General features: G+C 39.3%; 29 protein-coding genes. 20 read left to right on the top strand and 9 right to left on the bottom strand.

The annotated features are described in order from the left end of the window. Positions 1–192 precede the first annotated feature (192 nt). The 4 genes from FZF09_RS15195 to FZF09_RS15180 form a co-directional block, all read right to left on the bottom strand. Entirely contained in the window at positions 193–1,566 is a 1,374-nt protein-coding gene (locus tag FZF09_RS15195; protein ID WP_199256805.1) for a hypothetical protein, read from the bottom strand. A gap of 268 nt (positions 1,567–1,834) precedes the next feature. Continuing rightward, on the bottom strand, positions 1,835–2,833 hold the full coding sequence (locus tag FZF09_RS15190) for an NAD(P)/FAD-dependent oxidoreductase (protein ID WP_158737449.1): 999 nt from the start codon (positions 2,831–2,833) through the stop codon (positions 1,835–1,837). Between the two features lie 18 nt (positions 2,834–2,851). Continuing rightward, the gene (locus FZF09_RS15185) at positions 2,852–3,100 is read right to left on the bottom strand and encodes a ferredoxin (protein ID WP_158737448.1); all 249 of its coding nucleotides are present in this window, start codon (positions 3,098–3,100) and stop codon (positions 2,852–2,854) included. Between the two features lie 210 nt (positions 3,101–3,310). Beyond that, positions 3,311–4,252, bottom strand: a complete 942-nt coding sequence (locus FZF09_RS15180; RefSeq protein WP_158737447.1) for an NAD(P)H-dependent flavin oxidoreductase — start codon at positions 4,250–4,252, stop codon at positions 3,311–3,313. Positions 4,253–4,321: 69 nt separating this feature from the next. Between FZF09_RS15180 and FZF09_RS15175 the strand changes: the two genes are divergently transcribed. Further along, a complete protein-coding gene (locus tag FZF09_RS15175) occupies positions 4,322–4,852 on the top strand; it encodes a gamma carbonic anhydrase family protein (protein ID WP_158737446.1) in 531 nt (176 codons plus the stop codon). Positions 4,853–5,092: 240 nt separating this feature from the next. Here FZF09_RS15175 and paaX read toward each other — a convergent pair whose 3' ends face one another. Further along, positions 5,093–5,998 (bottom strand): phenylacetic acid degradation operon negative regulatory protein PaaX, encoded by a 906-nt coding sequence (paaX, locus tag FZF09_RS15170; RefSeq protein WP_158737445.1) that lies wholly within the window; start codon positions 5,996–5,998, stop codon positions 5,093–5,095. Positions 5,999–6,428: 430 nt separating this feature from the next. Then, entirely contained in the window at positions 6,429–7,769 is a 1,341-nt protein-coding gene (gene paaK / locus FZF09_RS15165; RefSeq protein ID WP_158737444.1) for a phenylacetate--CoA ligase PaaK, read from the bottom strand. Positions 7,770–8,113: 344 nt separating this feature from the next. On the opposite strand from paaK, the gene paaA reads away from it, so the two are divergent. From paaA to FZF09_RS15115, 10 genes are read left to right on the top strand one after another with little or no spacing between them, the layout of a single operon-like run. Beyond that, on the top strand, positions 8,114–9,025 hold the full coding sequence (paaA, locus tag FZF09_RS15160) for a 1,2-phenylacetyl-CoA epoxidase subunit PaaA (RefSeq protein ID WP_370514468.1): 912 nt from the start codon (positions 8,114–8,116) through the stop codon (positions 9,023–9,025). A 30-nt stretch (positions 9,026–9,055) separates the two neighbouring features. Next, complete coding sequence (gene paaB, locus FZF09_RS15155) at positions 9,056–9,418, top strand: 1,2-phenylacetyl-CoA epoxidase subunit PaaB (RefSeq protein WP_158737442.1); 363 nt, start codon at positions 9,056–9,058, stop codon at positions 9,416–9,418. After that, on the top strand, positions 9,415–10,230 hold the full coding sequence (gene paaC, locus FZF09_RS15150) for a 1,2-phenylacetyl-CoA epoxidase subunit PaaC (RefSeq protein WP_158737441.1): 816 nt from the start codon (positions 9,415–9,417) through the stop codon (positions 10,228–10,230). Before paaB ends, paaC begins: the two co-directional genes overlap by 4 nt. A gap of 23 nt (positions 10,231–10,253) precedes the next feature. After that, on the top strand, positions 10,254–10,754 hold the full coding sequence (gene paaD / locus FZF09_RS15145; protein WP_158737440.1) for a 1,2-phenylacetyl-CoA epoxidase subunit PaaD: 501 nt from the start codon (positions 10,254–10,256) through the stop codon (positions 10,752–10,754). Positions 10,755–10,777: 23 nt separating this feature from the next. Beyond that, the gene (locus tag FZF09_RS15140) at positions 10,778–11,083 is read left to right on the top strand and encodes an EthD family reductase (RefSeq protein WP_158737439.1); all 306 of its coding nucleotides are present in this window, start codon (positions 10,778–10,780) and stop codon (positions 11,081–11,083) included. Further along, positions 11,076–11,849 carry an enoyl-CoA hydratase-related protein gene (locus FZF09_RS15135; protein WP_158737438.1) on the top strand — a complete coding sequence of 258 codons (774 nt, stop codon included), beginning with the start codon at positions 11,076–11,078 and terminating at the stop codon, positions 11,847–11,849. Before FZF09_RS15140 ends, FZF09_RS15135 begins: the two co-directional genes overlap by 8 nt. 2 nt (positions 11,850–11,851) lie before the next feature. Further along, the gene (locus tag FZF09_RS15130) at positions 11,852–12,634 is read left to right on the top strand and encodes an enoyl-CoA hydratase/isomerase family protein (RefSeq protein WP_158737437.1); all 783 of its coding nucleotides are present in this window, start codon (positions 11,852–11,854) and stop codon (positions 12,632–12,634) included. Between the two features lie 17 nt (positions 12,635–12,651). Next, positions 12,652–14,175, top strand: coding sequence for an aldehyde dehydrogenase family protein (locus FZF09_RS15125; RefSeq protein WP_233269516.1), 1,524 nt, complete (start codon positions 12,652–12,654; stop codon positions 14,173–14,175). 19 nt (positions 14,176–14,194) lie between these two features. Then, positions 14,195–15,049, top strand: coding sequence for a 3-hydroxyacyl-CoA dehydrogenase (locus tag FZF09_RS15120; protein ID WP_158737436.1), 855 nt, complete (start codon positions 14,195–14,197; stop codon positions 15,047–15,049). Positions 15,050–15,067: 18 nt separating this feature from the next. Then, complete coding sequence (locus tag FZF09_RS15115; protein WP_199256808.1) at positions 15,068–16,267, top strand: acetyl-CoA C-acyltransferase; 1,200 nt, start codon at positions 15,068–15,070, stop codon at positions 16,265–16,267. A gap of 164 nt (positions 16,268–16,431) precedes the next feature. On the opposite strand, the gene FZF09_RS15110 is transcribed toward FZF09_RS15115, so the two are convergent. Then, positions 16,432–16,569: a hypothetical protein gene (locus tag FZF09_RS15110; RefSeq protein ID WP_158737434.1), complete on the bottom strand. Its 138-nt coding sequence runs from the start codon at positions 16,567–16,569 to the stop codon at positions 16,432–16,434. A gap of 131 nt (positions 16,570–16,700) precedes the next feature. Here FZF09_RS15110 and FZF09_RS15105 point away from each other — a divergent pair, with 131 nt between their 5' ends. The 4 genes from FZF09_RS15105 to crcB all read left to right on the top strand — a co-directional run bounded on the left by FZF09_RS15105 (position 16,701) and on the right by crcB (position 19,698). Continuing rightward, entirely contained in the window at positions 16,701–17,234 is a 534-nt protein-coding gene (locus tag FZF09_RS15105) for a macro domain-containing protein (RefSeq protein WP_158737433.1), read from the top strand. A gap of 354 nt (positions 17,235–17,588) precedes the next feature. Continuing rightward, positions 17,589–18,908: a D-serine ammonia-lyase gene (locus FZF09_RS15100; RefSeq protein ID WP_199256807.1), complete on the top strand. Its 1,320-nt coding sequence runs from the start codon at positions 17,589–17,591 to the stop codon at positions 18,906–18,908. Between the two features lie 5 nt (positions 18,909–18,913). Beyond that, the gene (locus FZF09_RS15095; RefSeq protein WP_158737431.1) at positions 18,914–19,315 is read left to right on the top strand and encodes a fluoride efflux transporter FluC; all 402 of its coding nucleotides are present in this window, start codon (positions 18,914–18,916) and stop codon (positions 19,313–19,315) included. Then, positions 19,315–19,698, top strand: coding sequence for a fluoride efflux transporter CrcB (gene crcB, locus FZF09_RS15090; protein WP_158737430.1), 384 nt, complete (start codon positions 19,315–19,317; stop codon positions 19,696–19,698). The genes FZF09_RS15095 and crcB overlap by 1 nt, the downstream gene beginning before the upstream one ends. A gap of 54 nt (positions 19,699–19,752) precedes the next feature. Here crcB and FZF09_RS15085 read toward each other — a convergent pair whose 3' ends face one another. Beyond that, a complete protein-coding gene (locus tag FZF09_RS15085) occupies positions 19,753–20,604 on the bottom strand; it encodes a manganese catalase (protein ID WP_158737481.1) in 852 nt (283 codons plus the stop codon). Positions 20,605–20,625: 21 nt separating this feature from the next. Beyond that, positions 20,626–20,991, bottom strand: a complete 366-nt coding sequence (locus FZF09_RS15080; RefSeq protein WP_158737429.1) for a DUF2512 family protein — start codon at positions 20,989–20,991, stop codon at positions 20,626–20,628. A 216-nt stretch (positions 20,992–21,207) separates the two neighbouring features. Here FZF09_RS15080 and FZF09_RS15075 point away from each other — a divergent pair, with 216 nt between their 5' ends. From FZF09_RS15075 to FZF09_RS15055, 5 genes are all read left to right on the top strand, one after another. Next, positions 21,208–22,686 carry a spore germination protein gene (locus FZF09_RS15075; protein WP_158737428.1) on the top strand — a complete coding sequence of 493 codons (1,479 nt, stop codon included), beginning with the start codon at positions 21,208–21,210 and terminating at the stop codon, positions 22,684–22,686. Further along, a complete protein-coding gene (locus tag FZF09_RS15070) occupies positions 22,683–23,774 on the top strand; it encodes a GerAB/ArcD/ProY family transporter (protein WP_158737427.1) in 1,092 nt (363 codons plus the stop codon). The genes FZF09_RS15075 and FZF09_RS15070 overlap by 4 nt, the downstream gene beginning before the upstream one ends. After that, a complete protein-coding gene (locus FZF09_RS15065) occupies positions 23,771–24,877 on the top strand; it encodes a Ger(x)C family spore germination protein (protein ID WP_158737426.1) in 1,107 nt (368 codons plus the stop codon). Before FZF09_RS15070 ends, FZF09_RS15065 begins: the two co-directional genes overlap by 4 nt. A gap of 109 nt (positions 24,878–24,986) precedes the next feature. Then, positions 24,987–25,196 carry a thioredoxin domain-containing protein gene (locus tag FZF09_RS15060; RefSeq protein ID WP_158737425.1) on the top strand — a complete coding sequence of 70 codons (210 nt, stop codon included), beginning with the start codon at positions 24,987–24,989 and terminating at the stop codon, positions 25,194–25,196. An 83-nt stretch (positions 25,197–25,279) separates the two neighbouring features. After that, on the top strand, positions 25,280–25,732 hold the full coding sequence (locus FZF09_RS15055; protein ID WP_158737424.1) for a spore coat protein: 453 nt from the start codon (positions 25,280–25,282) through the stop codon (positions 25,730–25,732). Positions 25,733–25,735: the final 3 nt, after the last annotated feature.

Raw genomic sequence — 25,735 nt, 5'->3', positions numbered from 1 at the left:
TTCAATTCTGGTTTAATGGGTGATAATGTACAAAATTATAATTGGAAAAGGATTGAACGTTCAAGATGGAACAATCGTGCATGTTGACGGAGGCTTCCCAGTGACAGTCGGGAAGCTCAAACTCTTATATTAGGTCTAAAAACCCGCTGGAAAAAATTTCATTTTTCCAGCGGGTTTTTGAAAGACTGTTTTTCAGCCTGTCTTCTTATCGAGCTCTGCTTCATCTGCTTTGGCTTCAGAAATGTTTTTCTCTTCTTTCTTTCCGATCAGAATCAAACATAAAACAATTCCTATTCCCATACCCCACGCGGGACCCTGAAAAGCGGTTAACATACCAATAATTAATACAACACCACGAGAAGTATTATTTTCCACCATCGACATCGCAACGTATGCACAGGCAAAACCCGTGAGTAACAACGTAACAGAGAGAGCGACAGGGAATAAAGGCATAATAATACCGATTATTGGAAGGAGTAATCCTAACGGAATGGCCAATAAATAAAAATTGAAAGGACCCGTAAAAATAGAATCCATGACATGTCTGCCTTTTTTGTAACGTTCTATGAGAAAGACTTGCACCCCTGTCCATATTGGTCCGTGTACCCAAAGAAGCGGCCCAGCCGTCAGCAGTTGAGCAATGTTTCTAAGAGCAAGTGTATAGTGACTGCGTGTAGGGTTAATATCAATCTTTTCGTCTTTTCTAGCGCTGTCTGCATCTTTGAGCAGAGTATGTGCAACCAATAGATCACCGAATGCCAACACATAAATCATTAAACTAATAGGAATAGCAGCGATGAAAATATCCCACGAAGGCAGGCCGATAGACCATACAGATAGAGAAGCCAAGGTTTCGCCAATTGGCGGAACAAAGAAGCCCCAGGATAGGTCAAAACGTACTTCTCCACTTATGAAACCTGCAATGCCTCCCCCGATTAATGCTACGAGAAGAGCGTTAGCGGTAGCAGATAATTTCATTTTGTTACTAGGCAATTTGGAAAATGGTATGGAAAACATAAGGATAAGCACTATGATCCAAGCGGTGATCAGTGAAAAAGGCATTTCAGGAAGTCTATCCAGTTCCGATTGAAAAGCTGCAATAGCTGCCCCCATAATAACCCCTGCTTTTAATGAATTCGGAACAAGACGATTAAATTTTTCTCCCAGTTTTGTTATCCCAAAGAAAAAGAAAAGAATCGCTACGATGAAAGTAACAGCAAACATCGCGTGAATAGCTTCTACTCCCGGTGTAAACGCATTCATAAAAACGATTGTTAAAGGAAGCCCCGAGGTTATTGCTCCAGCGGCATACACATCACCAAATAAAAAGGTTTGAGCCAGTACCCAAAATAACATGACTAAACTGACAGTCCATGCCACTTCAAAAGATACCTCGAAAAATTGCATCATTAAAGGAGTGACAGACCCACAGGTGGCTAAAAGAAGCAGACCGCCTTGAATATGCTGGCTGGGTGTGATGTTAATATGGGCCCCTGGTAATCTCATGGTGAAGGGGCCCCATTTTATCCCGGGGTGGATATCACCATATTGCCTTTCTTTTTTCATAAAATAAAAGTCCTCCTTTTATAATAATTTTTTGAAAATTTATTTTAAGAGGCTGTCCTAAAAATTAGTTAGGGGATGAATATCAGCCAGCAACTGGAATAGACGAGATTCCTGCGGAAAACAGGGCAGCGTGAAGCTCCCAGCTGTGAAGGGTTTCTCACAGAGGCGGCTGAACCGTCGCCCTTGTGTCCTAAGGGTAAAAAAGCGAGTATATTCCAGTTGTATTGGCTGAGAACTGACTAATGGGACAGCTCCTAAAAACGGATCTTTAAGAGCTTGAAGCAAATAAACTAGTACTATGTCCGGGATGCAATTTCGCAGAAGGATCAATGAATGCTTTAGCATGATTTACAGCTGTGGGAGCTTCTCCAAAACCAGTAGCAATTAATTTTACTTTTCCTTCATAGGTACAAACATCACCAGCTGCATAAATTCCTGGTATATTGGTTTCCATTTTAGGGTTAACAAAAATAGCATTTTTGTTAATGTCTAGTCCCCATGTTTTTAATGGGCCTAAAGAAGTAACAAATCCGAAGTTCACAATCAGGTCGTCAACGTCTACTAGATAGGTAGAGTCTCCCTTTACTTCTTTAATTAGGACTTGTTCAATATGATCTTCTCCAATAATTTGACCAACTTCATAAGGAGTTTTCATCTGTACTGAAGATTCTTTTAAAAGCTCTAAACTATGCTCGTGTGCACGAAAGGCTGAACGTCGATGAATGAGGGTTACTTCTTTAGCAATTGGTTCAAGGGCCAAAGACCAATCTACTGCAGAATCTCCTCCTCCGCATACTAAAACGCGGCGTCCTTTAAATTTATCAAGGTCTTTAACAAAATAATGCAAGGAGCATTCTTCAAACTGTTCAGCTCTATCAACTTTTAATTTGCGTGGTTGAAAGGCACCTGCTCCTGCTGTAATAATAATGCTGCGCGAATAATGCTTATCGCTAGGTGTAGTGAGCTCAAAAATGCCGTCTTCTAAACGAATAACGTTTTCGACTGATTCATTCAAACATATTTCCGGGGCAAAAGCTTGGGCTTGCTCGTGAAGCTTATTAACTAAATCCTTCGCTTTTATTTTTGGAAAACCAGCTACATCGTAAATATATTTATCAGGATATAACGCAGATAACTGGCCGCCAACTTCTGGCATGCTGTCAATCAATTTTACAGAAGCTTGCCTCATCCCTGCATAAAATGCAGTGAATAGACCTACTGGTCCAGCACCAATAATGGTCATGTCAAATACTTTGTCTTCACTCATTTTTTAAACACTCCTGATTTAATCAAATTTCAAAGGGTCTCCATCGAAAGCTTCGTTTGCTTGCTTTATAGAGTCTGTTGGACATCCCTCCATGGCATCTTCTAAATCATCTAGCAGTTCCTCGTCTACTGGTTTATTTCCTATATTGTCATCTCCGATATAAAAAGAAAGCCCCTCATCATCATAATCAAATACTTCAGGAGCAGCAGCTCCGCAAGCTCCGCAGGCAATACAAGTGTCTTGATCTACGATAGTATATACAGCCACTATTAAACCTCCTTTAAATATAACGTTTTACAAACGATATATTTATTTATGTTATATAAAGGATACGAAAATAAATAACCGATGTCAATATGAAAACGCAATCATTTTAGTTTTATACGAAAAAAATAGCTGCTTTTTATAAAGCAGCCTGAAAGTGACGTATGCTATTAGAATATATTGAAGTGTAATCCTCCACGTTTGTGTATTTCTCTAAAAAGAGAGCTGATTTGAAACGGTGCGTGCTTCGTTCATCATGCGTTTAAATAATTCTGAAACAGTGGGGATGTCTTCAATCAAACTTGATACTTGGCCTGCATTAACGTGACCTTCTGTTAGGTTCCCTTCGATCGCACCTTTGATGTGATAGCTTTCATTTGTTTTTTGATTATATTCCTCTGCGGACATTTCATTATTTTCCCATTCGAGTAATTGTTTTGCGTAGGCTGTTTTTAGAAGGCGTCGAATTTTTTTATAGGGCCTTCCTGTAATGACTGTACTATGCGCATCACTCTCACAAATAGCCTGCTTATAGTTTGAATGTACCTTTGCATCTTCTGTAGCAACTAAACGAGTGCCTAACTGTACCCCTTGAGCACCTAAGCTTAAAGCAGCCAAAAAACCTCGCCCGTCTCCAATACCGCCTGCAGCCACTACAGGGACCTGAACAGCTGACGCTATTTGAGGAATTAAAGTAAACGTTGTTAATTCGTCATTAGCATTTATGCCAGCGGCTTCAAAACCTTCCGCGATGATTACATCAGCACCGGCTTTTTCAGCTTTTAAAGCTTGAGAAGGATTTGATACGACACACATGACGGTAATATTCTCTTTTTTTAGCATTTTAATGTAAGGAGAGGGATTGCCAGCAGATAAAGAAACGACAGGCACGTGGTGTTGTACAGCAATGGATAAGATTTTCTGAACATCTGGGTGAACTGAAAGTGGAACGTTGATAGAAAAAGGTTTATTTGTTCGAAAACGAACTTCTTTGACCATTTTTTCTAAAGCCGAAGGAGAGAGGGTACCAGCTCCTAAAGTTCCAAGCCCTCCTGCTTCTGAAACAGAAACGGCAAGATCTACATGGCTGACATTTCCCATCCCGCCTTGCAAAAACGGAAATTCAGTCTCTAACATTCTAGTTAAATCATTCATATATAAGCACCACCGTTTAAAATGTGTTATATTGAAAAGTATAACATGATAAGATAAGGAGGGGAATGAATGATTTATCGGTATAAAGGTCATTCACCAATCATTCACGATTCGGTTTATGTAGCGGATGGAGCCAGAGTAATTGGGGACGTGGAGATTGGAGCAGAATCTAGCATCTGGTTTAACGTTGTGCTTCGCGGAGATGAAGCGCCAATTAAAATTGGAGAGCGGTGTAATATTCAAGACAATACGGTATGTCATTTATATGACCAGTTTCCTCTAACTCTTGAAGATGAGGTATCTATTGGGCATAGTGCTATTGTTCATGGGTGTACATTAAAAAAGGGGGTTCTGGTAGGCATGGGTGCTTCTGTATTAGACGGTGCAGAAATAGGTGAATATTCTATTATAGGAGCCAATGCTCTTGTTCCCTCTGGAAAAGTTATACCGCCTCGCTCATTAGTACTCGGTTCTCCGGGAAAAGTGGTACGCAGTCTAACAGATAAAGATCTTGCTCTTATTGAGGAGACCATTGAGACGTATGTTAAAAAAGGACAAAAATTTCAGCATACAGAAACGTTAGAACAAATAAATAGGTAAACATAAAAAGAAGGTGCAACCTTATTATTGGCGCACCTTCTTTGCTTTTAAAAATTTAATAGTAAAGAAGCGCAGGTTTATCAGGTGAATCAATTCGCACTTGTGCCCCGAGGGTGAAAGCGTCCGCTTGAAGCGAAAATCGAACGGTTGCGAGGGAATTTTACATAATGTTCGTTTTTAATGATATAGAAATGAATGATGAAATTCATTCAGGTAGTAAAAATGCTGTGACCTCTCTGTCTATGAGTTATCTTTCGTATGATTATGAATTAAAGGGTGGTTTAAAAAATCATAACCATTGTCTTTTTGAACATCAGGATTGCCATGTTCAAAAACTGATTCGAAAAAACGGTTAGCAGGTTTTGCCAGTGTTTTATAATAGTCAGCGAATAGGGCAGCAGCCGAATCACCCAGCCAGTTTTTAGGCAGTAATTCTTGGGGAAGCCCGGGGTCCACAAATAAAAATTTACGATATTGGTGTACGAGCATGGTTCGTTCAACAAAACAACTGCCGTCGGTCATATCTCCTTTTTCAATTTTACTTTTATCAATGATATATTTTTGGCTGTAATCTTGAATGAACTGAGAGTATAATTCGTTGATTTCATCTAAATCCCAGCAATTTTCCACTAAATTTTGATGGTCTTTCATTCCTTCGTGAGAGGCCCGAAAATAATTAACATAATCTTCAATTTCATATTTTTGAATTAAGTTGTTGATTTGCTCATCTAAAGGATTTGGAGTAATCCAGCAGCTATTAGAGAGTAATCCAAAACCGCTCCATACAAGCTCTTTTCTTAATTCATCCCGTATATGGCGTTTTTCTTCCGGAATCGTATAAACAAGAATCCGCCATTCCCCGTCCCAAGAAGGAGATTCTATTTTATAAATTCGTTCGGCAGCTTCATCCATTCGTTTACGTCCACGCTCTGTTAAAGAATAATAACTTTTATTTCCCTTTTTTTCTGACTGGAGCCACCCTTGTTTGCTCATTCGAGAAATTGCAGCACGCACGGATTGTTCGTTGTGGCCAAATTCTTGTAGAAGACGGATCAAACTGCCAATCCATATTACATTTCCGTAGTGGCGGATGTAATCTCCGTATAAGGTAAAAATCATTGAACGAGTATTAAATGTTTTCTCCATTGTCTATCCATTCCTTTATAGTCTTTTTTTATACTGTTATGAAAGTATAGAACGTTCTTGGTTAACAATATTAGCAAACGCCGGCATACGCCAGGATGTGAGTTCATTCGCCGTTGTAAGGACTCGGCGATAAGCCAAGTTTTTCTAAATAGGTAAGAACGTATAAATTTTGGCGTTTTTGACGTCTAGCTTAAGCGCCTACTCGCTCGAGGTTCCTTCGGTTCGTCAATGGAAAGCAAAGATCAGCTTTCTCATATGCCGCCCCTCCAGGACTTGTCGCTCGTGAGCAAGGCGCTTGCGCTTTTCGAATATTGTAGCATTAATATTGTTTGTTGAATATTTTACAACAAAACAAAAAAACGTCATACCATTTTGATGTAGAGAAATAAAAAAGCGAAGGATTTGGTAGTCCTTCGCTTTCAGTAATGTATTATGATGAAGCAGACAATGAAGCGGAAGAGCGATTGTCAATAATACGTTTTGCTTTTCCTTCCGAGCGCGGCAGCTCTTGAGGCTGTTTCAAGCAAACTTCCATGGTCACGAGAGCTTCTGTTTTTAGAACTCCTTGAATTTTTCTTATTAAATCTTTTGCAGACTGGTGTTCCAAATCTTTTTCTGGCAATGTTTTCAAAAATGCTTCACTTACTTCCACATGTAGTTGTGCGTGATCCATAACTCCTTTTTTCAAAAGGTGGATTTGATAATTTGTACCTATTTCTTTCATTTGTAATATACAGCGTTCTATTTCAGAAGGGAATACATTGACACCGCGAAGAATTATCATATCATCAATTCGGCCTTTGATTCTGCTCATTTTGGTTGTTGTTCGTCCGCAAGTACAATGTTCACGAGTAATAGAAGCAATATCTCCTGTACGGTAACGAATGATGGGTAAAGCTTCTTTCGTAAGGCTGGTAAAGACGATTTCGCCATCTTGTCCTTCTGGCACAGGCATTAAAGTTTCAGGGTCAATAACTTCAACATAGAAATGGTCTTCAGCTATATGAAGGCCGTCTTGACAGTCCTTACACTCCATTGCGACACCTGGTCCCATTACTTCACTAAGTCCATATATATCCATAGCTTTTATATTAAATAGTTTCTCAATGGTGCTTCTCATTTCTTCAGACCATGGTTCTGCTCCAAGGATAGCGTATTCTATAGAAGTGGAAGCTGGATCAATGCCCATATTTTTCATCGTTTCACCTACATTTAGTATATAAGAAGGTGTTCCACAAATAATACGGGGTTCAAAATCTTGAATTAGTGTAATTTGCCTCGATGTATTTCCTCCTGAAATGGGAACTGTGACACACCCTAACCGTTCAGAGCCATGATGAATACCGAGTCCTCCAGTAAACAAACCATATCCGTACGCATTATGCAGGATATCTCCCTTTCGTCCCCCAGCCATATAAATGGCACGTGCCACTATATCAGCCCAATTGTCTATATCATTTTGAGTGTAAGCAACTACTGTTGGTTTACCGCTAGTGCCAGAAGAACCATGCAAACGAACTACATTTTCCATTGGAGTGGCAATTAAGTTATATGGATAATTTTCGCGCAGATTATGCTTTTTCGTAAAGGGAAGGCGGCTTACATCATTCCAGGTTTGAATATCATCTGGCGTAATCCCTTGTTTTTTAAATTCCTCCTGGTAAAAAGGAACATTAGAATAAACACGTTTAATTGTTTGTTTTAAACGTTTCCATTGTAAGTCTCTCATTTGTGAACGATCTAGTGTTTCTTCTGAAACAAAAGTAGTCATTCAAATTCCCCTTTCATAATAAAAATAGAACGAAAAATAAATTTTTTGTAATATTAAAAACGATGATAATACATTCAAAATAACGGTATTTGTAAACGCTGTCAATAGAATGAAAAATCTTTTGAATGTAATTTAATTCCTGTAACTGCTGATTTGTAAGGAAATGATGTTAATGGGAGAAAAATAAATAAAAATTTTATGATTGATATTTATATAACATTTATATATAATGACGTTAAATAAACGTAATAAAAAGAGGTGTCGCGATGTATAACTTTGTGGAACACGGTGGAAAAGTGACCGAAAATACTGCCAACGAAGATCCTATTCTATATGAGCAATTCATGGCCCGCATTGAAGCGGGAGAAAAAATTGAAGCAGATGACTGGATGCCGGAAGAATATCGTCAGACTTTAATTAAACTTATTTCCATGCATGGGATAAGCGAAATAATGGGAGCGCTCCCAGAAAAAGAATGGACACCAAAAGCTCCTACATTAAAAAGAAAACTTGGAATAATGGCTAAAGTACAAGATGAGATGGGGCATGGCCAACTACTTTTGCGAGTATCGGAAGATCTATTGAAACCTTATGGAAAACAAAGAGAAGATTTAATGCAAGATTTATTAAAAGGAGATTTAAAATTTCATAATGTGTTTCATATGGCCACAAAAACCTGGGCTGATGCAGGAGTGGTGGGATGGTTAGTAGATGGAGCCGCAATTATTTCACAAACAAATATGTTGGATGCATCTTATGGACCATATCAACGAGCTCTTCAACGTATTTGTGCAGAGGAGGTTTTCCATGCCCAGCACGGTGAAGCGATTATTATGGCGCTAGCTGAAGGAACCGAAGAACAAAGAAATATGCTGCAGGATGCTGTCAATCGATGGTGGCCGGCGTTATTGATGTTTTTTGGTCCCGGGTCAGCTTCTACTACCGGATCTTCTAAGCAAGAAGTGACAACAAAGTATAAAATTCGAAAAAGTTCGAATGAAGAGCTGCGTCAAGCTTTTCTCGACAAATATTTACCTCGTGTTTTCTCTTTAGGATTATCTGTACCGGATGACACGCTCTATTATAACGAGGGAGAAAAGCGCTGGGTGTACCAGCAGCCTGATTGGAACGAATTTAAACAAATTATTGGCAACAATGGACCGCGCTCAAAAGAACGCTTGCGTCTAAGAGAAATCGCTTATGAAAACAACCGGTGGGTGAGACAGGCATTAGCTCCTTATCCAGCTTACTCATAAATGAAATCAATAGAGAGGAGAGAAAAGGCAATGGGAGAAAAACATGATGGTTCAGGTTTTTATCAAGAGTATGAAGTATTTAGTAAAAAAAGTGACAAGGCTCCTCTTCAACACCAGTTCAGCCTGTTAGCTCCAAATGAGGATATGGCGCTTAGTATAGCTCAAGAAAATTTTATGCGAAGAGAAAATGTTGTTGATGTATGGGTTGTTCCCCGCAGTAATATCAGATCGATGACAAGCGAAGAGCGTAAGCAATGGACAAAGCGTTTAGATAACAAAGATTATCGTACAACGAAAGGTTACGGTTATTTAAGAAAAAAATGGCGTGATAAAGAACAAGACATGTTAGATGAAAAAGAAATTTTATCTTGGAAAGAGGTGAAAAAAGGATGACAAATATCGAATCAGCGGATCAAGCAAAGCAGGACTCTTCATATCGTGAAGTACTTACTGAATTGTTATATCAATTAGCTGATGATGATTTTATTGTTTCGTTTCGGGGATCAGAATGGCTTGGTTTAGCTCCGCATATAGAAGAAGACGTTTCTTTTTCTTCTATTACTCAAAACACGATGGGGCATGCCGTTTTATATTATCAGTTACTAGAAGAGCTTGGGGAAGGGGAAGCTGATGTATTGGCCCATGAGCGACCTCCTGAAAAACGCCGCAATGCTATTTATTTAGAAAAGCAAAATGGAGATGGTTCTTATTTGGATGAACCTTATTACGATTGGGCGTTGACTGTCATTCGTCAATATTTATATGAAACGTTTAAAAAAGTGAAATTAGAGGCTCTCACTAAAAGTTCTTATGTCCCACTAGCAGATGCAGCTCAAAAAGTTTTAATGGAGCAGACTTATCATCTTGCTCATTGGAAAACGTGGGTTCGGCAGCTGCAAGATTCAACCGAAGAAGCAAAAACACGTCTTCAGTCACGGTTGAAAGAAGCGTGGGGGGAATTTTTGGACGTTTTAGAACTTGGACCAAAAGCGAACGACATGGAAAAACATCAATTAATCGTTGCAGAAAGTGTTCTTCAAAAGAAATGGCTTGAAGAGATAAAAGAAACGTTAGCGGTGATTCCAGCTGAACCGCTTCAAAAAAATAAAGGAAGCGGCAGAAACACTGAACACACACAAGACCTAACACAAGCTTTAGTGACACTTAGTGAAGTCTATGATCAAGATAAAAATGCAGTCTGGTAAGTCTTTTAAAAGGAGATATAAACATGGAACAAGATCACAAACAAATAGAATTAGAGACTGTATTAAAAAAAGTAGACGATCCAGAACTTCCTTCTGTCAGTGTAGTGGACCTTGGTATGGTACATGAGGTGAAAACAGACAACCAGCATGTCTCTATCACGATGATACCGACTTTCGCAGGTTGCCCAGCTTTAGATATTATCGAGAAAAACGTCAAAGAAGCGATAGAACAAGTAGATTGGGTAGAAAGCTGCGATGTCACTTTTTCATTTCGGCATAAGTGGTCTACAAATGCGATTACAGCTGAAGGGAAGAAGCAGTTAAAAAAGCACGGTGTTGCTCCACCACCTGAAAGTTATCAGCCAGGTGAAGAGTGGTCTGTCGATTGTCCGTATTGTGGATCTCTTTATACATCGATGGAAAATGTATTTGGTCCGACTGCCTGCCGCAGTATATTGTATTGTCGAAGCTGTAGAAATCCGTTTGAAGCGATGAAACCTGTGATCGATTATTCTGTCGTTTAATTTTAATAAAGGAGTGTTTAAAAATGGTTAAGCTAATTGCCTTGTACAAACAACCAAAAGATAAAGAGGCATTTGATGAACATTATTTTAATACGCATACGCCGATTACAAAAAAGATACCTGGATTAAGGGATATGAAAGTGACTAAAATTGTCGGTTCACCAATGGGAAAAAGCGAGTATTACTTGATGTGTGAAATGTTCTATGATGATCACGATGCCCTGCAAACGGCCATGAAAACGGATGAAGGCAAGGCTTCGGGAAAAGATGTGATGGAATTTGCTGGTGACATCGTATCACTTATGATCGGTGAGGAAGTTCATGAATAAAGAACATATTAAAGTGGATACAGACGGAAGTGCAGGAGTTATTGAACTTCACCGTCCAAAAGCAGCAAATGCACTAAATCGGCGGATGGTTGATGAAATTGTGGAGCAAATGGAGGCTTTTGACCGCGATGAAACCATTCGAGTTATAGTAGTAAAAGGAAATACAAAAGCATTTGCTGCAGGCGCTGATATTGAAGAAATGATGAAAGATTCGCCGCTATCATTAGAATTTACCAACCCTTTTGCGGTATGGGATCGGATGATGTACATTAAAAAGCCAATGATTGCGGCAGTTAACGGCTTCGCTTTAGGCGGGGGCTTTGAACTTGCTCTTCATTGTGATCTGATTGTAGCTGCCGAAGATGCAAAATTCGGATTCCCCGAAATAAACCTTGGTGTCATGCCAGGGGCTGGAGGCACTCAGCTCTTAACAAAGGCGATGGGTAAGGCAAAAGCATTGGAGTGGATTTGGTTAGGTAAGCCGATGGATGCGCAAGAAGCTATGCACTATGGGGTTATTAATCGAGTGGTTGCTCCTGAATTAGTAAAAGAAGAAGCGTTGCGACTTGCTGGTCAGCTTTCAGAACAAGCTCCTATATCTATGCGTTTCATTAAAGAAGCAGTACAAGAGGCAATAGATACACCACTGCAGGACGGTCTAACATTGGAACGTAAAAACTTTTATTTGGCTTTTGCTTCACAGGATCAAAAAGAAGGAATGAAAGCATTCGCAGAAAAACGACGTCCTTCTTTTAAAGGAGTGTAAGTATGGGAGAAGCGTATCAGACCATTAAAGTAGAACAACAAAAGAACATAGCAACAATTGTTTTGAATCGCCCGTCAGCTTATAACGCCTTTACACCTGAGATGAACAAAGAAATGATTGATGCATTACGTCAAGCTAGTAAAGATGATGAAACAAGATGCATTGTCATAACAGGAGAAGGGAAAGCATTTTGCTCTGGAGAAGATCTCGCAGGAGTAAATGAAGATACGAATCACGCTGATTTTCTTCGTAACCGCTATCATCCTATGATGAAAGCTATTAAACAGACGACAAAACCTATTGTAGCAGCGGTTAATGGAACTGCTGCAGGGGCAGGAATGAGCTTAGCTTTAGCAGCTGATTTTCGTCTTGTACACCCTAAAACCAAATTTATAAGTGCTTTTGTAAATGTAGGACTGGTGCCGGATTCTGGTTTTATGTACAATCTTCCCCGTTTAATTGGGTACGCGAAAGCTATGGAAACAGCTGTTCTTGGAAAGCCGATTACGGGGGATGAAGCTTATCAGTTGGGACTTGCAACGGAAGTGATTGAAAGAGAGGAATGGCAAGAGAAAGTAAACCAATTTGCTGAAATGCTTGCTAACATGCCAACAAAATCTATTTCTCTCATTAAACGTTGCATGATGGATAGTATGCATCAGTCATACGAAGAAGCGCTTGAAAAAGAAGCACAAGCTCAGCGTATCGCTGGTTTGTCTCATGACCATAAAGAAGGATTGCAAGCATTTAAAGCAAAACGCAAACCAATATTTATTGGAAACTAATGAAGGAGTGAGAATCAATGGATAATACTATGACAAAGGAAGTAATAACAGAAGCAGGAACAATGAAAAGAGATCATTATGCCATGGTTATTAACGGTGAGCGTGTTGAAAGCAGTGCTAAGGAATCATTTAAAACGTTTAACCCAGCTAAAGGGGAAACACTGGCAACCATTGCAAAAGCTACTCAAGAAGATGCAGAAAAAGCAGTTCAAGCAGCAAGACAAGCATTTGATCATGGAAAGTGGCGCAAATATCCGGTTGGAAAACGTGCACGTGTATTAAATAATATTGCTTCAATTATGAGAGAAAGATTTAAAGAACTTGTAGAAATGGAAGTTTTAAATAGCGGTAAATCTGTGGGAGCTGCTCAGGCACAAATCAATCAATCTATTGAAGACTTTGAATTTTATGCGGGTGCGATAGTTGGCCATAGAGGTACTGTCAATAACATGCCGAACGGATTCTTTAATTACACTCACAAAGAACCAGTAGGTGTGTGTGCTCAAATTATTCCTTGGAACTACCCAATGATGATGGCAGCTTGGAAAATAGCACCAGCCATTGCAGCAGGCTGTTCGGTTATTATTAAGCCTGCAAGTCTCACGCCAATCACCGCTATACTTCTTAATGAAATTTGTCAAGAAGCAGGGGTGCCAGAAGGTGTGGTAAACACTGTACCTGGTTCAGGAAGAGTTATCGGAGATTATCTTGTAGAACATAAAGATATTAATAAGGTAGCTTTTACAGGTTCCACTCCAACTGGAAAAGATATTATGGGCAAAGCTTCTGATTCTCTAAAGCGGCTTACACTTGAGCTTGGAGGCAAATCTCCAAATATTATCTTTGACGACGCGGACATTGAGGCAGCCGTGGCGGGATCCCTCTTTGGTATTTACTTTAATACCGGTCAATCTTGTGAAGCGCGTTCACGTATGTTTGTTCATGAATCCATTTACGATGAGTTTATGGAGAAATTCATTGAAAAAACAGAAAAGCTTCAATTAGGTGACCCGTTCGACAAAGGCACGCACCTAGGTTCTATCATTAGCCGTGAACAACTTGAGATTATTGACAGCTACGTGCAATCTGCCAAAGAAGCAGGAGCTACCATTGAAACAGGCGGAAAGGAAAAAACAATAGAAGGGTTTGAAAATGGCCATTGGTATGAACCTACTGTGATTACAAATGTGACACCTGATATGAAAGCCGTTCAAGAAGAAATTTTCGGCCCCGTTGTCGTAGTAGAGAAATTCACAGAGGAAAAAGACGTTATTAAACGTGCTAATGATACAGAATACGGTTTGGGTTCAGCAGTATGGACAACAAATCAAGCTACTGCGACCCGCGTAGCTCACCAAATTGAAGCAGGAATTGTAATGGTAAACTGCCCGTTCTCTGCATTCCCTGGAACACCATTTGGAGGATACAAACAGTCCGGTTTTGGCAGAGAACTATGCGTGGAAACGCTAGACCTGTATATGGAAGATAAAAGTGTTCTTTCCTACTATGGACCAAAGCCAATAAATCCATTTGGAGTATAAGAAGAAAGGAAGATCGGCCATGACCTTACAAAATGTTACGGTCGTGGGAGCTGGAGTAATGGGGCGAGGCATCGCATATGTCTCGGCCCTTGCCGGTTTCCATACGACATTAGTAGATATATCAGAAGAACAGTTGGAATCGGCGTATGAATATGCTAAAGAAACAACCCAAAAAGGAATAAAAAGAGAAAAATTAACGGCAGTACAAGCAGATGAATTGCTTCAAAACCTGCATACTTCTACAGAACTGGAGACAACAGTAAAAACAGCTGATTTGTTTATAGAAGCAGTGCCAGAGAAACGTGATTTAAAAAAAACAGTAATGGAAACCGCGGATGACCACGCACCGGAACATACTATATTTGCTTCAAATACATCTACAATAAGCCCGACAGAGCTGGCTTCGTATACAAAGCGCTCCCCTCAAGTAGCTGTTATGCACTTTTTTAATCCTGTCCACCGCATGCCGTTAGTAGAGATAGTAAAAGGGTTAAATACAAGTGATGAAACGGTATCTGTTATAAAAGATGCTTCCATTAAAATGGGAAAAGAAACGGTTGAAGTAAATGAATTTCCGGGATTTGTTACTAGTCGGATTAGTGCTCTAGTGGGAAATGAAGCGCTCTACATGCTTCAAGAAGGAGTAGCGTCAGCAGAAGATATAGACAAAGCAGTCCGGCTAGGTTTGAATTATCCTATGGGACCTTTGGAATTGGCTGATCTTGTAGGATTAGATGCTCGTTTAAATAATTTAAAATATTTACATGAAACATTAGGTGAAAAGTACCGGCCAGCCCCTTTACTGGAGCAGCTTGTGAAGGCCGGAAGACTTGGGAAAAAGAGCAATCATGGTATTTATAAGTATGAACAGTAAAGAAAGGAGTGAAGTATGGTGGAAGAAGTTGTCATTATTGATGCCGTAAGAACTCCTATCGGACGTTATAACGGTGCTCTGAAAAATGTTCGCCCAGATGATTTAGGAGCGGTGGTACTTCGAGCGATACGAGACCGAAATCCTAAACTAACAGTAAGTGATGTAGAAGAAGTTGTTTTCGGGAACGCTAACGGTGCCGGCGAAGATAACCGAAATGTTGCACGCATGTCCACACTTTTGGCCGGATTTCCTGTTGAGGTTGCAGGGACAACTATTAATAGACTTTGTGGTTCAGGTTTGGACGCAGTGACTTACGCAGCTAGAGCAATTGCTTTAGGACAAGGTGACGTCATGATAGCTGGAGGAACAGAAAGCATGACAAGAGCACCATATGTATTGGGAAAACCTGATCAGGCATTTCAACGCGGCAATCAACAGCTGCAAGACACGACAATTGGATGGAGATTTACCCATCCGCAGATGGAAGAAATGTACGGAACCGATTCAATGCCAGAAACTGCTCAAAATGTAGCAGAAGCATATAAAATTTCACGTGAAGATCAAGATGAATTTGCTTATCAAAGCCAAATGAGAGCAAGGACTGCGATGGAAAGCAGTCGTTTACAAGACGAGATTGTTCCGGTAACAATAGAGGATCGTAAACATGGATCGTATGAAGTGAAAGAAGACGAACATCCAAGACCTAATACTACCCTAGAAAAACTAAATACATTACCTTCGCTGTTCCAAAATGGAAGTGTTACGGCTGGAAATGCGTCGGGAGTGAATGACGGAGCTTCCGCGATCTTATTAATGAGTCGCAAAAAAGCAGAAGTACTTGGATTGGAGCCGTTAGCAACCTATGTAACCTCAGCAGCAGCCGGTGTTGAACCTAGAATTATGGGTGTTGGTCCTATTCAATCAACACAAAAAGCGTTGAAACGGGCTAACATGACAATCGAAGACATAGATTTAGTTGAGCTTAATGAAGCGTTCGCTGCTCAGTCTTTAGCTTGTATCCGTGAGTTGAACTTGAACCAAGATCTCGTTAACGTTAATGGCGGAGCAATTGCATATGGACACCCCCTTGGTGCGAGTGGTGCTAGAATTTTAACCACTTTAGTACATGAAATGCGCAAACGAGGCAGCAAACGAGGTCTGGCTACAATGTGTATAGGGGTGGGGCAAGGTATATCAATGATCGTGGAAAAGCATTGAACATATTTGCTGAAGCCAAACCCGCAGCAAAGAAGACACTGCGATAACGAACAAAGGGAGTTGGAGTTGATGTCACGCATGTGCCCCCAGGGTAAAAGCGTGCGCCTGAAGCGAAAATCGAACCATAACGAGGAAACTCTAAATAACGTACAAATTCATTCAATCTAGTAAAAAATAAGAAAAGCGCAAGCACCTTGCTCACGAGCGACAAGTCCTGGAGGGGCGGCATATGGAAAGTTGATCTTTGCTTTCCATTGACGAACCGAAGGAATCTCAAGCGAGTAGGCGCTTACGCTAGACATGTAAAACGCCAACTATTTATAATTTCTTACCTTTCTAAAAAAGAAAGAAGCAATTGAAAATCATGATCCTTAAGGTTACTCTAACCTTAAGGTTTTTTACTTGCAATAAAAGATTATTTAGGGGGGAGTTCATGGAAAAGCGAGTAAATGAAGTTCAGATTGAGTGTGTAAAAGGGGACATAGCAAACCAGACTGATATGTCAACGGTCGTAAATGCTGCCAATGCTGCGTTGAAAAGCGGCGGCGGAGTTGCAGGTGCCTTGCATAGGGCAGCAGGACCGGAGTTAGCAGAAGCCGGTAAACCGATGGCCCCAATTCAGCCAGGACAAGCCGTTATCACCCAGGCGTTTGCTCTGCCCAATGACTATGTTATCCATTGTCTTGGACCAGTTTATGGAGTAGATAAGCCTGAATCTTCTCTCCTTCGACAATGCTACCAAAATGCGATTCGTTTAGCAGAAGAGAATAAAATAAAAAATATTGCTTTCCCATCTATTTCTACAGGTGCGTTTGGCTATCCATTGGAAGAAGCTGCAAAAATAGCGGTTGAAGAAGTTGTAAAGCAAACCAAACACTTAAGGTCTCTTGAAAAAATCCGCTTTGTCCTTTTTAGTGAAAAAGATGAAGAAATATTTAAAAAAACATTTTCTCGTATTATTTCATAGAAAAATCAGAAGAAGTGCTGAAAAACAGGCATGTGATTTGTTTTCGGTTTAAAAATTTCCTCTCGCGGACATGAGTTCAAATAATGATGAAATTCCTGTCCGTGAGTATTCAAAGCGGAATGGGAGCTGACAGCTATTACAGCAGCACTTTTAGAGGAAACCCTCATTAGTATAGTCTTGTTTATCGGCGTTGCTTTATGTTGGTTCGGAATTCATAAAAGAAGGGTGAGTCGTTTATTAACAGGTTTTCTATTGATAACTTTATTTTTGATTTGGTTTATCCGAGATATAATAGATGGATTAACAGAAGGGTTGAGACACCTTTGAATGCTAGGAGGCAGAGTTATGGAGCAAATGATAGCAGGCAAACCATTAAAAGACTGGCTGGAAGCTTACCCTTTATTAGAAAGGTTAATGGAAACGAAAGAAGTATTTTGGAAAAACGAACATAAGCTCTCATTTGCTCAAGGAAACAAAACATTAACCCTTTCTTTAAACAATATTAACGAAGCAAAAGAGCGTTTCCAACGTTTTGCTCCCTACATAAAAGAAGTGTTTCCCGAAACTGTACAAATGGAAGGGATTATTGAATCACCCCTGCGCTGCATACCCACAATGAAAAGGAAGCTTGAAGCATGGTATAGAAGGAATCTAACAGGAGAGCTGTTTTTAAAATGTGATCATAAGTTGGCTGCTGCTGGTTCTATTAAAGCAAGGGGCGGATTTCATGAAGTGTTGAAGCATGCAGAATGTCTTGCTATAAAGCATGGGCTTGTTACAAAAACTGATAATTACCGAGTATTTGCTGATAGTGAGTTTAAAGAAGTCTTTCATAACTACTCGATTGTTGTAGGTTCGACAGGAAACTTAGGCCTTAGTATTGGGATCATCGGAACCGCACTAGGCTTCCGTGTTACCGTCCATATGTCTTCGGATGCAAGACAATGGAAAAAGGATTTATTGAGAGAAAAAGGTGCCGATGTCATTGAGCATACTAAAGATTATGGTTTGGCCGTGGCAGAGGGGCGTAAAGAAGCAGAGAAAGATCCTTCTAGTTATTTTATTGATGATGAACATTCATTAGATTTGTTTTTAGGTTATGCTGCTGCAGCCAAACGATTAAAAGCTCAGTTAGATGAAAACGACATCGTTATTAATGAAAAACGTCCCTTATTTGTTTATTTACCTTGCGGAGTTGGAGGAGGACCTGGTGGAGTGGCTTTTGGCTTGAAGCTCTTGTTTCAGGATAATGTTTACTGTTTTTTTGCTGAGCCAACTCATTCTCCGTCTATGTTAATTGGCATGATGACAGGGGAACATGATCGTCTTGCTGTCCAAGATTTTGGAATAGATAATAAAACAGCAGCGGATGGACTGGCTGTCGGAAGGCCTTCTGCTTTTGTCGGCCATTTACTGACTCCTTTTATCGATGGCATTTATACCGTAAGTGATGTTCGTCTTTTCAAGCTCCTGACATGTCTGGCTGATTCGGAAAACATTTATCTTGAGCCATCAGCGCTCGCTGGAATGCCTGGTCCCTTTAGGCTTTCCCATCAGAAAGGCTTTCCTATGAAAAACGCTGTTCATGTTGTTTGGGCAACAGGAGGCAGTATGGTACCTGAAAAAGAAATGCAGGAGTATTATGAACGGGGAAAGAATCATATTGAAGGGTGAGTATCGTGAAAGATATTATAGCAATTGGTATTGGAGCAGCCATAGGTACATATTTGCGTTATTTTTTAAACCTCCAAACCCTTTTTGTAGGATACCCAGTTGGCACTTTAATAGAAAATTTGGCAGGAAGCCTTTTGTTAGGAATATTGTCAGGATATTTTGCAGCGATCACACCAAAGGAATGGGTGAAAGCAGGACTTGGAGTCGGCCTTTGCGGAGGATTTACTACCTTTTCTACTTTTGCTTCTGATACGGTATGGTTGTTTCTTGATCAAAATCATTGGCAGTCGCTTTTATATGTGATAACAACAATAACTGGCGGAGTTCTATTAGCTTTTCTAGGCTTTGCTTTAGGTCAAAAAACTGGTCATAAAAAGGTCCTGCAGAAAAGAATGGGGGAGCAGTAATGATTAGCATTTACTTAACGATTGGTGGAGCTGCTGGCGCCATTTGCCGCTATTTACTAGGAAAGTTTATGACGAATTTTCAATCAAAAATAGCCTTTCCCATTGGTATGTTAACCGTAAATATTACAGGCTCTTTAGGTCTTGGTTTGTTTTTTGGTCTTGTTTACGGAGAAATTCCTTTAGGAGCTTATGAAGAACCGCTATTTGCTTTATTTGGTATTGGATTTTTTGGGGCATTTACGACGTTTTCCACTTTTAGTATGGAAACTATTCAGTTGCTTGAAAAAAGGAAATATAAACCATTGATATATTATGTGTTCCTTTCATTCACAGGGTCCCTTATTTCTTTTATCACCGGACTTTCATCCACCCTTACTATATAGCTGCAGAGCACAATAGAAAACATGCCCTGCAGCTTTTCGAGGTTTATCAAAGACCTATACAACAGGCGGTTGATTTTCTTTCGTAAATCCCATTAGAGGCGTATTGTGTACATATGCGGGGGCTGGGTTTAATGCAGGGATTTGACCCATTGGCTGCGGATCAGAATCATATTCAAATGCTCCCATATTATCCATGCTTTTACCAGCTGCCCAGCGTCCGGATTGACTTTGTGTGCCTTCTGAAAAATTCATAAAGGAATACGCTACTTCTTGCTTTTCTTTTTCTTTAGGGAACGTAGCAGGCACGACTGCGGTTTGCTGCTGTTCTAATTCTTCAATCGCAGCCATCCACTGATTTTGATGCATCGTATCCCGGGCAATTAAAAAGGAAAGCATATCTTTTACCCCGTGATCAGTTGTCGATTCGTATAAACGGGTTACTTGAAGACGTCCTTGTGATTCAGCGTTTAAGTTAGCCCGGAAATCCGCCAATAAATTTCCGCTTGCAATCGTGTATCGTGCATTCCACGGGTAACCAGCACTGTCATTGGGCTGAGCTCCTAAGCCTGATACAATTACATGCTGCGGGTTCATTCCGCCCATGACTGCTCCTAGCAAGGGGTCTTCGGCTGCTTTTTCTTGTTTTTCCACAGGTGCGTTGTCCAGTAATTGGGCAATCATCGTAGCAAGCATTTCTACATGTGCCAATTCTTCTGTACCTATATCTAACAGCATGTCCCGGTATTTTTCATTTCCCCGGCAATTCCAGCCTTGAAAAAGGTATTGCATTGCTACTGTAATTTCCCCGAATTGTCCGCCCAGCACCTCTTGAAGCTTTTTAGCATACACAGGATCGGGATGGTCTGGTTTGGCGTTGTATTGAAGATCTTTTATATGGTAAAAAATAATTTTCCCCTCCCTGTCTTTTTACGAATAAGCTTTTGTGTTTTTTTCCAAAATGGCATTGGCCACGTATTTATGGAAGAACCACTCTCCTGCACCTATTAAAAGGGCAGATAAGAATGCTAAGAAAAATGGAACAGCTTCGTTTAAAACCAGCGGACCGATTAACCAGATAACCAGCGTACATAAACCGATATCTGCAATGGTAGACACCCAATTGTTGGTCGCTCTTAATATGAACATATCCCCAACAATATAAGCAGCACCAACCACAATGAAGGACAATCCTATTGTATTCCAAGCTGGATATCCATTGGCTAAAGACAAAACAACAAGAAGGACAAATAAAACAAGAGCTGTCTTAATGATTAATGCTGTTACATGGTTCATTTCCCCACTCCTTTCTTTTATGAAGACATTTTTAGGATTTGAATTATTCTTTCACATATCCAAGAAAAAAAAGGAACCTCTACAAATTGTCTTCTTATTAAAACTTATCCCTTTTTAATCACGAAATCTTATCGTAATGCCAAATTTTCTAACGTAAAACGTATAAAATTATTCTTCTACAGCAAACTATTGGAAGAAACCGGGGAGGTCTTTACTGTGAGAAGAATAAAACAAATAAAGCGATCTCCTAAATCCGCACGCAGTAGAAATAAATGGTCAAACACCTTGTTTCAATCAGCTCTTCAAACGTTAGATAATTGTGCTGATCTAAAACAATACAGTTTAATGAATAAGGACCTTCAATTTTTATATTTTGAACATTTAATTGACGAAGAGGCGTTAGAACGAGAAATATTAGCACGGTTGGAATTAGTATCTACAGAGCAAGTAACGACCTACTTAAAAAATGCTCAATATGAACATATTGAAACAAGTGAAAATCTCGTTGAAAAAATTATGGAAGGGTATGTGGCGGTATTTTATAGAAATGGTAGAGCATGGGTTACCGATATGTACGGGCCTGAAGTTCGTTCTATTAGACCTTCCGAAACTGAAACCACCATTGTCGGTAATCACGATGCTTTTATAGAATCGCTTTATACTAATCTTTCCCTTGTCCGAAGAAGGTTAAAAACGCCTAAATTAAAAGTTTTGCTATTTGAGGTTGGAGAGATTTCACGCAGCGAAATTGCTTTGCTATACATTGATGGGTTAGTCGATGAAGATTTGCTGCAAAAGTTAGTCGGCAAAATTAAAAACGTAGAAATAGATATAGTTATTGATTCTCCTATGTTTGTGCAGTTGATAGATGATCATCCATATTCTTTTTTTCCACAATTTTTAACTACAGAACGACCTGATATTGTAATATCCAATTTAAGTCAAGGAAAGATTGCAGGATTTGTAGAAAACAGCCCGGTTTCATTTATTTCTCCGACGAATTTTTTTGATTTTTTTCATTCGCCAGACGATATGAGCCAGCGCTGGCTGGTTGGTTCTGCTACCAGGTTAATGAGATTACTTGCGTTTTTTATCACCCTGACGTTTACTGCTTTTTATGTTGCTGTTACAACTTTTCATTATGAAATGATTCCACAGAGTCTGTTGATTTCTTTGGCGGAGTCGCGAAATCGGGTGCCGTTTTCGCCCTTAATTGAAGCGCTGATGATGGAAGTGACAATAGAATTATTAAGAGAAGCAGGGGCAAGACTCCCTACAAAAATAGGTCAAACTATTGGTATTGTTGGGGGTATTGTAATTGGGCAGGCTGCTGTACAGGCTGGGTTAGTAAGCAATACATTAATTATTGCAGTTGCGATATCAGCCATTTCTTCTTTCGTTATGCCAAGTTACATGCTAAGTGCTGCCTTAAGAATTGCCAGGTTTGGATTCATTCTGTTAGCCGGAGTATTAGGTAATTTCGGGCTCGTTCTTGGTATTACTTTATTACTTATTCATTTAAGTACTTTAAGTAATATATCCACACCGTATTTTAATCCGCTTGTACCGCTGCACCCTAAAGATTTAGCGAGTGCTGTACTTCGTCTGCCGTATTGGCAGTACAGCGAAAGGACGACACAAGCACTTACTCGAAACAAAAGAAATAATAAAACGTCAGGAAGAAGATACGTATGAAGAGCTATGAAACAGAAAAACTGCATCCGATTCATTTAATTTTTCTCACCTATATGCTCCAATCTTCGGTGATTTTATTCAGCATGCCAAGATACGTAGCAGAGATTATTGGTACAAACGGATGGGTTCTTCTTCTTCTTTTCGGCGGTGTGGTGATGTTCAATATATTTCTTATCCAGCTTGTCTATAAAAAAGGAGAAGGAAAGTCAGTATTTGACATTATAAACCGGAGCTTGCCGACTTTTTTTAAATATCCGCTATATGCATTGATAGCGATTGTTTGGGCTCTTGTTGCCGTTGTTATTGCTAAACAATACATTTTTATTATTCAAATCATTTCTTTCCCGACAACTCCATCTTATTACTTATTAAGCATGTTTTTGCTGCTTCCATTACTTTTACTGCTGCACCCTGTCTATAAAATGGTTAGAGTATCTTCCGTTTTTTTTATTTTAGCGGGAATTACCATTGTATTAACTGTATTTGTATGGCCTGAATTTTCCTTTGAACGGCTGACAACTTTTTTCTTTAAGGAAGCGGATAATCCTTGGAATTGGAATGAATTGTTAAATATTTACAGTGGTTTTTTAGGATATGAAGTTTGCCTTCTCTTAATCCCTTACATTACAAAACATTCTCATTTGTTCCGTTCCTTTTATTGGGGTAATGGTTTAACTACATTTGTTTATGTTTACACCGTTGTCTTATGTTTAGGTTTTTACAGTTTTGAGCAAATAAAGCATGTGTTATATCCAACCTTACATTTTTTCAGTTATATTGAATTTCCATTTTTAATTAGAGTAGAAAATTTAGTGTACAGCTTGTTTTTAGTAAAAGCATTAGTAACGGTCACTTTCTTTTTTTGGATGAGCAGTGAAGCAATTCAGCAAATTATTAAAGTGAACAAGCCCTCTTACTTGCATATTAGTATAATCGTTATGTCTATTCTTTTGACCGCACCATTTAATACCAGGCAGGAAATGGAGAAAGTGATATCCTTTACAGGTAAGGCTGAAATGGCAATAGCCTTTTTCCTTCCAATATTGCTTCTTTTATTATTGTGGAGAAAAAGGAAGGTGCTGGTATGAGGAAATATTTAAGTTTTCTCATAATGGGACTAATGATGGGATGTAGTGATCAGCATATTGTTGAAGACGTTGGTTTCGTTCAAGTACTCGGTTTGGATCAAATGAAAGAAGAAGAGGAGGATAAATTTTTAGTATCTGCGATTGTTCCGCAAATTGAACCAGATGCTGAAAATGAACGAGAGTTTTTAACTACTGTTTCGGACAGTGATAAAGAAGCGATGTTAAGTTTATCCCGGCAATCGAACCGAGAAATTGAAAATGGCCAGCTGCGAAATGTTCTTTTCGGAAAAGAAGCTGCAGAAAACGGTATAGCTGAACAAATTAAAACAATGAACCGTGATCCCATATTCGGAACGAGGGTTAAAGTAAGTATCGTAAATGGCCAGGCATACAAATTATTAAGTGAACCGTATACCCAGCACCCCCAAGTTAGCGTATACTTAGATGCTCTTATTGAAAAAGAATCGAAGCTGCACATGACGCCAGAAACGAGGCTTCATCAATTTACAAGAGACCTGTTTGAAGATGGAATCGACCCTATAGCACCGATTATTAAAATGGGTGACGACAAAATAGCCTTAGACGGCATTGCGCTATTTAATGATGATAAGTATGTAGACAAAATAGATCCGGTTGACGCAAGAATATTTTTCTTTCTACATGGAAGTTTTAGTGCAGGTTCGGTGCACTTAACCCTAGAAGAAAAAGAAAAGAAAGAGAGTGCGCAATTATTATTTGATTCCATTCGAAATAAACGGAAGGTAGTAGTAACGGCAAATGGCCCCAATGATGATATGAAGATAGATGTGGAAATTCATATTAAAGGAGCACTCTTAGAGTATAATGGACCTCTAGATATAACGAAAAATAAGGATTTGAAAACTCTTGAGAAACAATTAGCGAAATCAGTGGAAAAAAGAGCAAAAGAGGTAATTGAAACATTACAAGCTAAACAGGTAGATAGCCTTGGGCTAGGAAAAAAAGTTAGAAATAGCATTTCTTATAAGGAGTGGAGCGGTTTGGATTGGCAGGAGGTTTATCCAAACATTGATATTCAACCTCATGTAAAAGCAGAAATTAATGATATCGGCGTATACAGTTAATAAACGTTTATACCAATTTTCTATTTTGCCTAGTAATAGTAGTCGTTTCACCACACTAGGTTCCTTTCATTTCCATATAATTTATAGAAATGACAATAAGGAGGGTGAGATGATGAAGCAAAACCCTAAATTAACACAGATGTTAGTACGAAGACTGCTCAAAAAACATGGTATTGATTATAAGTCGGTTGATTTGTCAGACGAGGAAAAAGAACAGTTAAGAGAAGTGATTAAAGAGATTGAAGAAAATGTAGACAATTTTTTAAAGAAGCAATATACAACAACACAAATCGAAAATAATGAAGCCACGGGAAAATAAAATTAAACGAATCCAATAGGAAGAGTGTCTATTCTTGATAGTCTTCTATGCATAGAATACAAAAGAAGGGAGGGACCTAAAAAATGGCAAAAAGAAGCTCAGAAAGACGCTGGGATGCTTTAGATCCTTCGGTAAACCATGAGGATTGTAATTCGACTAGAAGAAGGAGAAGAACACAGTCAGGAGAGCAAAGTAACAAAACGTTACAACTATCCGAAGAATATATTAAAATTATCGATTCATGTGACGTCACAGTAGAAATGACTGAATTAAAGGCGGCATTAAGCCTCCAGGCTGGTTTGCAGGCTGTTATTTTAATATTGGTAACGATTACGATTGGGGATTCTGAAAAAGCAGATCGGTTTACACAAGAGCTCATTCAAACAGCTAAAATAAAACAATTGACGTATCAGAACATTTTAGTAGAAAATAGTCGAGAAGTAACTATAGAAAAAGTAGACACTCAGCTAGCAGCAAACATTCAGCTGTTGTTACAGCTCTTAATCGCTGTAGCCATCGTTGTTGACATCTTCTAAGGA

The organism is Alteribacillus sp. YIM 98480 (genome assembly GCF_009765375.1).
GTDB lineage: Bacteria > Bacillota > Bacilli > Bacillales > Marinococcaceae > Alteribacillus.
This window is presented reverse-complemented; position numbering and strand designations above follow the sequence as displayed.

Excerpts from the sequence above, each read along its gene's own strand:
- FZF09_RS15140 (WP_158737439.1), top strand. The coding sequence starts at position 10,778 with ATGGTTAAGCTAATTGCCTTGTACAAACAACCAAAAGATAAAGAGGCA.
- paaB (WP_158737442.1), top strand. The coding sequence starts at position 9,056 with ATGGGAGAAAAACATGATGGTTCAGGTTTTTATCAAGAGTATGAAGTA.
- FZF09_RS15060 (WP_158737425.1), top strand. The coding sequence starts at position 24,987 with ATGATGAAGCAAAACCCTAAATTAACACAGATGTTAGTACGAAGACTG.
- paaD (WP_158737440.1), top strand. The coding sequence starts at position 10,254 with ATGGAACAAGATCACAAACAAATAGAATTAGAGACTGTATTAAAAAAA.
- crcB (WP_158737430.1), top strand. The coding sequence starts at position 19,315 with ATGATTAGCATTTACTTAACGATTGGTGGAGCTGCTGGCGCCATTTGC.
- FZF09_RS15080 (WP_158737429.1), bottom strand. The coding sequence starts at position 20,991 with ATGAACCATGTAACAGCATTAATCATTAAGACAGCTCTTGTTTTATTT.
- FZF09_RS15125 (WP_233269516.1), top strand. The coding sequence starts at position 12,652 with ATGGATAATACTATGACAAAGGAAGTAATAACAGAAGCAGGAACAATG.
- paaK (WP_158737444.1), bottom strand. The coding sequence starts at position 7,769 with ATGACTACTTTTGTTTCAGAAGAAACACTAGATCGTTCACAAATGAGA.
- paaA (WP_370514468.1), top strand. The coding sequence starts at position 8,114 with ATGGCCCGCATTGAAGCGGGAGAAAAAATTGAAGCAGATGACTGGATG.
- paaX (WP_158737445.1), bottom strand. The coding sequence starts at position 5,998 with ATGGAGAAAACATTTAATACTCGTTCAATGATTTTTACCTTATACGGA.
- FZF09_RS15100 (WP_199256807.1), top strand. The coding sequence starts at position 17,589 with ATGATAGCAGGCAAACCATTAAAAGACTGGCTGGAAGCTTACCCTTTA.
- FZF09_RS15135 (WP_158737438.1), top strand. The coding sequence starts at position 11,076 with ATGAATAAAGAACATATTAAAGTGGATACAGACGGAAGTGCAGGAGTT.
- FZF09_RS15105 (WP_158737433.1), top strand. The coding sequence starts at position 16,701 with ATGGAAAAGCGAGTAAATGAAGTTCAGATTGAGTGTGTAAAAGGGGAC.
- FZF09_RS15130 (WP_158737437.1), top strand. The coding sequence starts at position 11,852 with ATGGGAGAAGCGTATCAGACCATTAAAGTAGAACAACAAAAGAACATA.
- FZF09_RS15120 (WP_158737436.1), top strand. The coding sequence starts at position 14,195 with ATGACCTTACAAAATGTTACGGTCGTGGGAGCTGGAGTAATGGGGCGA.
- FZF09_RS15065 (WP_158737426.1), top strand. The coding sequence starts at position 23,771 with ATGAGGAAATATTTAAGTTTTCTCATAATGGGACTAATGATGGGATGT.
- FZF09_RS15175 (WP_158737446.1), top strand. The coding sequence starts at position 4,322 with ATGATTTATCGGTATAAAGGTCATTCACCAATCATTCACGATTCGGTT.
- FZF09_RS15070 (WP_158737427.1), top strand. The coding sequence starts at position 22,683 with ATGAAGAGCTATGAAACAGAAAAACTGCATCCGATTCATTTAATTTTT.
- FZF09_RS15195 (WP_199256805.1), bottom strand. The coding sequence starts at position 1,566 with ATGAAAAAAGAAAGGCAATATGGTGATATCCACCCCGGGATAAAATGG.
- FZF09_RS15110 (WP_158737434.1), bottom strand. The coding sequence starts at position 16,569 with ATGTCTAGCGTAAGCGCCTACTCGCTTGAGATTCCTTCGGTTCGTCAA.
- FZF09_RS15055 (WP_158737424.1), top strand. The coding sequence starts at position 25,280 with ATGGCAAAAAGAAGCTCAGAAAGACGCTGGGATGCTTTAGATCCTTCG.
- paaC (WP_158737441.1), top strand. The coding sequence starts at position 9,415 with ATGACAAATATCGAATCAGCGGATCAAGCAAAGCAGGACTCTTCATAT.
- FZF09_RS15190 (WP_158737449.1), bottom strand. The coding sequence starts at position 2,833 with ATGAGTGAAGACAAAGTATTTGACATGACCATTATTGGTGCTGGACCA.
- FZF09_RS15180 (WP_158737447.1), bottom strand. The coding sequence starts at position 4,252 with ATGAATGATTTAACTAGAATGTTAGAGACTGAATTTCCGTTTTTGCAA.